The sequence below is a fragment of the Yoonia sp. genome (genome assembly GCF_965660735.1).
Lineage (GTDB): Bacteria > Pseudomonadota > Alphaproteobacteria > Rhodobacterales > Rhodobacteraceae > Yoonia.
In genome coordinates this window covers 83,555-92,766 of sequence record NZ_CBFIBD010000003.1, presented here as the reverse complement: position 1 = coordinate 92,766, position 9,212 = coordinate 83,555, and the positions used below count along the sequence as shown (strand labels likewise).

At 60.7% G+C, this 9,212-nt stretch carries 7 protein-coding genes; 3 read left to right on the top strand and 4 right to left on the bottom strand.

Annotated features, from left to right (window positions below):
* From ACTG4B_RS02885 to ACTG4B_RS02875, 3 genes are all read left to right on the top strand, one after another.
* Positions 1 to 716, top strand: a 716-nt coding sequence (locus tag ACTG4B_RS02885) for a M24 family metallopeptidase (protein ID WP_439154175.1), incomplete at its 5' end; no start/stop codon positions are given.
* Between the two features lie 6 nt (positions 717 to 722).
* On the top strand, positions 723 to 1,718 hold the full coding sequence (gene doeB, locus ACTG4B_RS02880) for a N(2)-acetyl-L-2,4-diaminobutanoate deacetylase DoeB (protein WP_439154221.1): 996 nt from the start codon (positions 723 to 725) through the stop codon (positions 1,716 to 1,718).
* Positions 1,719 to 1,751: 33 nt separating this feature from the next.
* The gene (locus ACTG4B_RS02875) at positions 1,752 to 3,122 is read left to right on the top strand and encodes an aspartate aminotransferase family protein (RefSeq protein ID WP_439154174.1); all 1,371 of its coding nucleotides are present in this window, start codon (positions 1,752 to 1,754) and stop codon (positions 3,120 to 3,122) included.
* A gap of 35 nt (positions 3,123 to 3,157) precedes the next feature.
* Here ACTG4B_RS02875 and ACTG4B_RS02870 read toward each other — a convergent pair whose 3' ends face one another.
* The 4 genes from ACTG4B_RS02870 to ACTG4B_RS02855 all read right to left on the bottom strand — a co-directional run bounded on the left by ACTG4B_RS02870 (position 3,158) and on the right by ACTG4B_RS02855 (position 9,164).
* Positions 3,158 to 3,589 (bottom strand): c-type cytochrome, encoded by a 432-nt coding sequence (locus ACTG4B_RS02870; RefSeq protein ID WP_439154173.1) that lies wholly within the window; start codon positions 3,587 to 3,589, stop codon positions 3,158 to 3,160.
* Between the two features lie 93 nt (positions 3,590 to 3,682).
* The gene (locus ACTG4B_RS02865) at positions 3,683 to 7,264 is read right to left on the bottom strand and encodes a hydantoinase B/oxoprolinase family protein (protein ID WP_439154172.1); all 3,582 of its coding nucleotides are present in this window, start codon (positions 7,262 to 7,264) and stop codon (positions 3,683 to 3,685) included.
* 71 nt (positions 7,265 to 7,335) lie between these two features.
* On the bottom strand, positions 7,336 to 8,619 hold the full coding sequence (locus ACTG4B_RS02860; protein ID WP_439154171.1) for a TRAP transporter large permease: 1,284 nt from the start codon (positions 8,617 to 8,619) through the stop codon (positions 7,336 to 7,338).
* The gene (locus ACTG4B_RS02855) at positions 8,616 to 9,164 is read right to left on the bottom strand and encodes a TRAP transporter small permease subunit (RefSeq protein ID WP_439154220.1); all 549 of its coding nucleotides are present in this window, start codon (positions 9,162 to 9,164) and stop codon (positions 8,616 to 8,618) included. The genes ACTG4B_RS02860 and ACTG4B_RS02855 overlap by 4 nt, the downstream gene beginning before the upstream one ends.
* Positions 9,165 to 9,212: the final 48 nt, after the last annotated feature.

Sequence of the window (9,212 nt, the reverse complement as noted above, 5' to 3'; positions counted from 1 at the left end):
GGCAGCGCGCGGTAAAATCCGACACCGAGATCGAATATATGCGCCGCGCCGCAAGGATCGTGGAAAACATGCATGCCGTGATCCGCGAAAAGGCCGAACCGGGCCTGCCGAAAAACGCGCTGATCGCCGATATCGTCCATGCCTCGATCATGGGGGCCGAGGGGCATTGGGGTGATTACCCCGCAATCGTGCCGGTCGCGCCGTCCGGACTTGATGCCACAGCACCGCACCTGACATGGGATGACACACCGCTGGGAACGGGCGAAACCACGTTTTTCGAAATCGCCGGCGCCTATCGCCGCTATCAATGCCCACAGTCGCGCACCCTGTTTCTGGGCGAACCCCCGCAGAAATATCAGGACGCCGAAAAGGCCGTGTTAGAGGCGATCGAGGCGGGTTTGCAGCAGGCCCGCCCCGGCAACCGCTGCGAGGATATCGCAGAGGCGTTCAACACCACATTGAACCGGCTGGGCTTTGAAAAGGACAGCCGCTGTGGCTATGCCATCGGCCTGTCCTATCCGCCCGACTGGGGCGAACGCACCATGTCGTTCCGAAGGGGCGACAAGACCGTGCTGGAACCGGGCATGACCTTTCATTTCATGCCGGCCCTCTGGCTGGACGATGGCGGGCTGGAAATTACCGAACCCATCGTCATCACCGACACGGGCGTGGAATGCCTCTGCGCGACGCCGCGCGAAATGTGCGTCAAGGCCTGACCGATGATGCGCGACAATCCCATCACCGCGACCGTCGATTTCAACGCCGAAGGTATCCAGCACGGCCATCTGCGCCTGCCCTACAGCCGCAATGACAGCGCATGGGGGTCCATCATGATCCCCATCTGCGTGATCAAGAACGGCACCGGCCCGCGCGCCTTGCTGACGGGGGGCAACCACGGCGATGAATACGAAGGACCGATTGCGCTGACCGAACTGGCCTATGAATTGCGGGCCGAGGATATTACCGGCACGGTCATCATTATCCCCTTTATGAACCAGCCCGCTTTTGCTGCAGGCAGTCGCGTTTCACCGCTGGACGACGCCAACATGAACCGGATTTTCCCCGGTCAACCCGATGGCACGCCGACCCAGCGGATTGCCGATTATTTCCACCGCACGCTGCTGCCGATGGCCGATATCGTGCTGGATTTTCATTCAGGCGGCAAAACGCTTGATTTTCTGCCTTTCGCTGCCTCGCATGTGCTGGACGACAAGGCACAAGAGGATCGCTGCCGCGCCGCGCGTGATGCCTTCAACGCACCCTTCAGCACCGAAATGCGCGAGATCGACGCGCTTGGCATGTATGATGACGCCGCCGAAACCCAGGGCAAGACATTCGTGACCACCGAACTGGGCGGTGGTGGCACCGCGCGGCCCGAAACGCTGGACATCGCCCGCAAGGGTCTGCGCAACCTGCTGATCCACGCAGGAATTCTGGATGCCGAACCGGAATATGGCCACACGCGCATGCTGACACAGCCCGATGACCGCTGCTTTCACTTTGCCGATACCGCAGGGTTGGTCGCCTTTCGCGTGACCCTTGGGGATACGGTGGCAAAGGGCGATATCCTGGCCTGTGTCTGGGACACACACCACCTTGGCTGCGCCCCCCGCGAGGTACGCGCGCAGATGGATGGCATCGTCATTGCCCGCCATCACCCCGGCCTGATGCAGGCGGGCGATTGCCTTGCTGTGCTGGCCATCGAAATCACCGGCTGAAACGCCGCATACACCAATCAAAGGACGCCACCCATGCTGACCAATGACCAACTTGCCCAATGGGACCGCGAGAATTTTTTTCACGCCTCGACCCACCTTGCCCAGCATGCGCGCGGCGAAACGCCTACACGGGTGATCACCGGCGCGTCAGGCGTGCATATCGAAGACCGCGACGGTAACCGGATGCTGGATGCCTTTGCGGGACTTTACTGTGTGAACGTGGGCTATGGCCGAACCGAGATCGCAGATGCGATTGCAGAACAGGCGAAAAGCCTTGCCTATTATCACGCCTATGTCGGCCACGGTACAGAGGCGTCGATTACCCTGTCCAAGATGATAATGGACCGCGCCCCGGCACATATGTCCAAGGTCTATTTTGGCATGTCCGGGTCGGACGCCAATGAAACCAACATCAAGCTGGTCTGGTATTACAACAATATCCTTGGACGCCCTGAAAAGAAAAAGATCATCTCGCGGTGGCGGGGCTATCACGGGTCGGGGCTGATGACCGGGTCGATGACGGGGCTGGAATTCTTTCACAACAAGTTCGATTTGCCCCTGTCGCAGGTTCTGCACACCGATACCCCCTATTATTTCCGCCGCGCTGATAACGACCAGACCGAAGAAGAATTCACCACCCAATGCGTCGCGTCGCTTGAGGATCTGATCGCGCGCGAAGGGGCCGACACCATCGCCGCCTTCATTGGCGAACCCGTACTGGGCACCGGCGGGATCGTCCCGCCACCCGCGGGCTATTGGGCGGCCATTCAGGCGGTGCTGGACAAGCACGATATCCTGCTGATCGCGGACGAGGTCGTGACCGGCTTTGGTCGCCTTGGCACGATGTTCGGGTCCGATCACTATGGGATGAAACCCGACCTGATCGCCATCGCCAAGGGGCTGACTTCGGCCTATGCGCCGCTGTCGGGGTCCATTGTGTCAGACAAGATGTGGAAGGTGCTGGAACAAGGGACAGATGAAAATGGCCCTATCGGGCATGGTTGGACCTATTCCGCTCACCCGATCTGTGCCGCCGCCGGTGTGGCGAACCTGAAACTGATCGACGATCTGGATCTGGTCACAAACGCGGGCCGCATCGGGGCCTATTTGAATGCAGCGATGCGCGATGCGGTGGGCAGCCATTCCCATGTCGGCGAGGTCCGCGGCGAAGGGTTGCTCTGCGCGGTCGAACTGGCCGCCGACAAGGACACCCGCACGCTCTATGATCCGGCGCAAAAGATCGGGCCGCAGATCGTGGCGGCGATGGCCGCGGACGGCGTAATCGCGCGGGCCATGCCGCAGGGCGACATCCTTGGCTTTGCCCCGCCCTTCTGTATCACCGAATCCGAGGTCGATCAGGTCGTCGCGGCGACGGCAAAGGCGATCAAGACGGTGCTTGGCTAAAGCTATGAACAATCGGGGCGGGCAAGCAGCCTGCCCTAATTGATCCCATTGGCGCGCTGCAATTCGCGCACATAGGCGACGATCATCGTCACATCGGCCCTGTTCAGCCCTTCAACCGGGGCCATGTCGCCAAACGGCCAGTGATGCGCCCGCACCCCCAACGCGGCCGCCCGTTGAAAGGATTCGTCGCCGTGGTGGCCGGGTTCATATATCTTGTGCACAAGCGGTGGTGCCACACCGTCCTGCCCGGCCGCATTGGCCCCGTGGCATTTCGCGCAATTGGCTTGATAGGCCCGCTGCCCGATCTGTGCATTGTCCGAAAAGGACGCGGGCACGACAACATCGACAATGGCCGCGCCGGTCCGGGTTGCCGTCGGAGCATCGGCCGGCCCATCCCCGACCATCACAAACCACCCCCCGACACCGGCGGCAAGTATGACAGCGGCCATCGCTATGGTCTTGTTCATGAAACCCCTCCAAACATGTTCACAATGCTTGCTAGGGCTTCCAGCAGGCGGAAGGTCAAGCCCTTTCCCGCCTGCAAACCGACCGATGCCTGATTATTCCGTCCGCTTGCCGTAGCCCCCCCCACCGGGGGACTTCATCACAAACACATCGCCCGCGCCCAGTTCCGCCGCGTCATTGCCAGCCAGCATTTGCACCGCGCCATCCGCGCGTTCGATGCTGTTTTCACCTGTCGCACCCGCTGCGCCGCCTTCCGCACCATGCGGCGGCACCACGCGATGTGACGACAGCACCGTCACGGTCATCGGTTCCAGAAACCGCAGGCGCCGGACAATTCCGTTTCCACCCAGATAGGCCCCCGCCCCACCAGACCCTTCCCTGATCGAAAATTCATCGACGCGGACAGGAAAGCGGGTTTCCAGCACCTCGGGATCGGTCATGCGGGTGTTGGTCATGTGGCTATGCACGGCGCTGGTGCCATCAAACCCCGGCCCGGCCCCGGTGCCGCCACAGATCGTTTCGTAGTTCTGATAGGTGTCATTGCCATAGACGAAGTTATTCATGGTCCCCTGACTGCCCGCGATCACGCCCAGCGCCCCATATAGCGTATCGGCGATCGCCTGACTGACCTCGGTATTACCGGAAATCACCGCCGCCGGACTGCGCGGGTTGATCATGGTCCCTTCTGGCACGATCAGGCTCAGCGGCTTCATGCACCCTTCGTTCATGGGAATGTCGCTGCCGACAAGCGTGCGGAACACGTAGAGCACGACCGCCCTGCAGATTGCCAAGGGCGCATTATAGTTCAGCGGGCTTTGCTGGCTGGTGCCGGTGAAATCAATCACTGCCTGCCGGTTTGCCTGATCGACGCGGATATCCACCTTGATCTGCGCCCCACCATCCAGCGGATATGTAAAGGCGCAATCGCGCAGCACATCCAGCACGCGGCGCACGCTTTCTTCGGCGTTGTCCTGCACGTGGCCCATATAGGCATGAACGGTATCCAGCCCGAACTGCCGCGTGATGCGCTGTAATTCAGCTACGCCGGTCGCATTTGCCGCAATCTGGGCAGCCAGATCGGCCATGTTCTGATCGATGTTCCGACAGGGATAGTGGCCAGAGGCCAGCAGTTCGCGCGTCGCCGCTTCCTGCAACTGACCTGCGGCGACCAGTTTGAAATTGTCGATCAGCACGCCTTCTTCTGCAATGGTACGGCTGTCGGGCGGGGCCGACCCGGGTGTCTTGCCCCCGATATCGGCGTGGTGGCCCCGGCTCGCGACGGTATAGATGATCCGTTCGCCGGCGTCGTCAAAGACCGGCGTAATGACCGTCACATCCGGCAGATGCGTGCCGCCGTTATAGGGGTTGTTCATCATGAACACATCACCGGGGCGGATCTTGCCGGCGTTCTGGCGCAGGATCACCCGCACACTTTCGGACATTGACCCAAGGTGGACAGGGACATGTGGCGCGTTCGCCACCAGATCGCCCGCTTCGTCAAAGATCGCGCAGGAGAAATCATACCGTTCCTTGATATTCACCGAATAGGCGGTGTTGGCCAGCGTCGCACCCATCTGGTCGGCAATGGACATGAACAGGTTGTTGAACACCTCCAGCATGACAGGATCGACCTTTGTTCCGACCGCCTCTTGCCTTGCAAGCGGAATGGCCCTGCGCAGGACAAGGTTACCGCCGGCAGCACATTCGGCCTGCCAGCCGTCTTCGACGATATTGGTGCCTGTGGGTTCGGTCAGGATTGCCGGGCCATCGACACGTTCACCCCGCGCCAGCGCGGTGCGATCGACCAGTGGCACATCACGCCATGCGCCACCCGACCACATCCGCGCGGACTGCGCAGGTAAGCCAGCACCGGTCGTATCGGGCAGGCTGACCTTTTCACCGGTGCCACCGATCGCCTCGGCAGTCAGAATGTCGATCAGTAGGGCCGCATTGTCGGGCACGAAACCGAACCGCTGCTGATGTGCCTCGGCAAAGGCGGCGGTCATGTCCTCGACCGGTCCGAACGACACCGGCAAAGTCTGCTGCGCGCCGTCAGGCCGGATGTGCGCCGTGGTGACAATGGCGATATTTTCCTGCGCGATGCCCTGGCTTGCGACTTCCTGACGGACGGCATCGCTCAATTCCGCGATCACGCCACTGGCATCATCGGTGTTGGAAATCGCTTGCCCGAACTGATGTTCGCGCATGGCCCGAACATCTGCCAGTCCCATGCCAAAGGCTGACAGAACCCCTGCAAACGGATGAATGTAGATGCTTTCCATCCCAAGCGTATCGGCCACCAGACATGCGTGCTGCCCGCCTGCCCCGCCAAAGCAGTTCATCGTGTATTTGGTCACGTCATAGCCGCGCTGGACGCTGATCTTCTTGATCGCGTTGGCCATGTTTTCAACAGCAATACGCAGGAAACCTTCTGCGATGTCCTCGACCGTGCGGTCGCCGCCGATCTCCTTGCTCAACGCCGCGAATTTTTCGCGCACGACATTGGCATCCAGCGGCTCATCGGCATTCGGGCCGAACACGGCGGGAAACTGATCAGGCTGCAATTTGCCCAGCAGCACATTGCAGTCTGTCACGGTCAGAGGCCCGCCGCGGCGATAGGCGGCAGGGCCTGGGTTCGCACCCGCACTTTCCGGACCGACTTGCATCCGCCCGTCGCGGTAGGACAGGATCGAGCCACCGCCAGCTGCGACCGTGTGAATAGACATCATCGGCGCGCGCATCCGCACGCCTGCAACCTCTGTCTCGAAGCTGCGTTCGTATTCACCGGCATAGTGGCACACATCCGTAGACGTCCCGCCCATGTCGAACCCGATCAACCTGTCATAATCCAGTTCCGCCGCCGTGCGCACCATGCCTACAACACCACCCGCCGGCCCGGACAGGATCGCGTCGCGCCCTTCAAACAGGGCGGCGTCGGTCAGCCCGCCGTTTGATCGCATGAACATCAGCCGGTCACAGCCGCCCTTGGCCGTGCCCAATGCATCGGCGACCTGCCGCACATAGCGGCGCAGGATGGGTGACAGATAAGCATCGACGACGGCGGTATCGCCCCGCGACACCAGCTTGATCAGCGGGCTGGCTTCATGGCTGAGCGAGACCTGCGTAAAGCCGATATCGCCAGCAATCCGGCCCAGCGTCTTTTCATGGTCGGCAAAGCGATAACTGTGCATCAGCGCAATGGCCACCGACCGAACACCATCGTCATAGGCACGTTGCAGGTCCACGCGCGCGGCGTCTGCATCCAGCGGGGTGACGATCTCGCCATCCGCCGAAACACGCTCGGCCACCTCGATCACGTCACTATAGAGCAGTTCCGGCAGCACGATATTGAGATCAAACAACCGTGGCCGGTTCTGATAGCCGATGCGCAACAGATCGCGCAGCCCCATGGTGATCAGCAGAACCGTGCGTTCACCCTTGCGTTCAAGTAGCGCGTTGGTCGCGACGGTCGTGCCCATCTTGACCGCGCTGATCATCCCCGGCGGGATCGCATCATTAGTCCCCAGACCAATCAACTGGCGGATGCCATGCACGGCGGCATCATTGTAGGCCTCGGGGTTTTCGGACAGCAGTTTGTGCGTCCACAGATCACCATCGGGCGTTTTCGCTACGATATCCGTGAACGTGCCGCCACGGTCCACCCAGAATTGCCACATTGGTCATATCTCCGCTGTTTGCGGGCGGCGTAGACAGCCCGCAGGATTGAAAGGTAAATGGTTGAAGGGCGCTATTGCAGGGCGTTCGGCAGATAGAGCGCGATGCCCGGAAAGGCGATCAGCAGCACGACCATGAACAGCATCATCCCGACATAGGGAATGGCGCCCAACATGACCTCTGACAACTTGCCGGATTTGCGCGCGCCCTGCACCACGTAAAGGTTCAGGCCGACCGGCGGGGTTATCAGCGCCATTTCGATCAGCACGATCATCAGGATCCCAAACCAGATCACGTCATACCCCTGCGCCACGACCAGCGGCACGATAATCGGGATGGTCACCACCATCAGTGACAGCGTTTCGATAAAGAACCCCAGCACGATATATAAAATGACAACCACCAGAATGGTTTTCAGCGGCGTCAGCCCCAGACCCGTCATCAGGTCCGTCAACTCTCGCCCGAGACCCGCCGAGGCCAGAGTGAAATTCAGGAAGGATGCACCTATCACGATCAGCATGATCATCGACGTGATCTTGACCGTGCCAAGGATGCTTTCGCCCAGCATCGCGAATGACACGCCACCAAATACAAAGGCGATCAGCAACGCGCCGGCAACACCGACGGCGGCGGCCTCGGTCGGGGTGGCCCAGCCGCGATAGATCGACCCGACGATCAGACCGAACAGAATGATGATCGGCACCAGATCGACCAGCGCCCGCAGCATTTGCGGGAAAGGAAATGTGCGGCGCACGCCGCCCAGTTCGGGCCGGATGGTGCAGATGATCGCCGTAATCGCCATGAACGCAAGTGCCAGCCCCAAGCCGGGCACAAGCCCCGCCAGAAAGAGCTGTGGAATCGACGACTGCGTCAGGAATCCGTAAACGATCAGGTTGATCGACGGCGGGATCATGATGCCCAGCGTGCCGCCGGCGGCAATCGCGCCGGAAAACAGTTTCGGGTCATAGCCCAGCTTTTCCGCCTGCGGCATCGCCACGGTCGCCACGGTCGCAGCGGTGGCAACGGATGAACCCGATGTCGCGGAAAACATCGTCGCGGTGGCAACATTGGCATGCACCAACCCACCGGGCAACCACGATACCCAGCGGTCAAGTGCGGCATAGGTGCGGGTGGCAACCCCGCTGCGCACAAGGATTTCGCCCAGCAAAACAAAGAACGGGATCGCAATCAACGTGGCCGAATTTGAAGATGACCAGACCAGATTGCCCAAGCCCCGTGTCAGCGGAAAGCTGGAAAAGAATGTATCGATACCAAACCCCAGCAGGAACAGCACGATCCCCACAGGAATGGACAGCGCCAGAAGCCCCAAAAGCCCGGCAGAAACAAATCCGATCATTGCAGTGTGTCCTGTTCAGCAAAGGCCCCGATCATCGGTTCCGTTTCGGCCGCGCGGCCTTTGACAATCATGCTGAGCGCGCCAAGCGTTACGGCGCAGGACATGCAGGCGAACCAGACCCAACCCGCAAACCAGGGCAATTGCACCAGCGCCAGCGGGGTTTCAAGCGGCGTGTTGGCCCGCGACCCATTGACCAGCGACCGTTCGACCACCGGCCAGGCCTTGACCGCGATCATGACGATCACACCGGACATGACGATCATGGCGAACACATCGAATAATGCCCGGCCGAATGTCTGAACCCGGCTGCGCAGCAGATCTATGCGCACATGCCCCAGTTCCAGCAGGGTAAAACCCATACCCCAAGACGTCGCAAGCGCCATGGTATAACCTGCGATTTCCTCGGTTCCGCCAAGGGACGTGCCGAACCGGCGCATCACGATGTCAAGCAGGACAAACCCTGCGCAGGCAAACACACCAATGCCGACCATCAAGGCCACCCATTTGTTGATGGTGCGCAATCCCGCAATCAGTTTCAGTTCCATATCGACACGTCCCCTGTGAGTGGCCATTGATTGGCCCGGTGAGTGGTG

Bases quoted from the DNA above. Each gene is read 5' to 3' on its own strand.
- doeB (WP_439154221.1), top strand. From the start codon at position 723: ATGCGCGACAATCCCATCACCGCGACCGTCGATTTCAACGCCGAAGGT.
- ACTG4B_RS02875 (WP_439154174.1), top strand. From the start codon at position 1,752: ATGCTGACCAATGACCAACTTGCCCAATGGGACCGCGAGAATTTTTTT.
- ACTG4B_RS02870 (WP_439154173.1), bottom strand. From the start codon at position 3,589: ATGAACAAGACCATAGCGATGGCCGCTGTCATACTTGCCGCCGGTGTC.
- ACTG4B_RS02865 (WP_439154172.1), bottom strand. From the start codon at position 7,264: ATGTGGCAATTCTGGGTGGACCGTGGCGGCACGTTCACGGATATCGTA.
- ACTG4B_RS02860 (WP_439154171.1), bottom strand. From the start codon at position 8,619: ATGATCGGATTTGTTTCTGCCGGGCTTTTGGGGCTTCTGGCGCTGTCC.
- ACTG4B_RS02855 (WP_439154220.1), bottom strand. From the start codon at position 9,164: ATGGAACTGAAACTGATTGCGGGATTGCGCACCATCAACAAATGGGTG.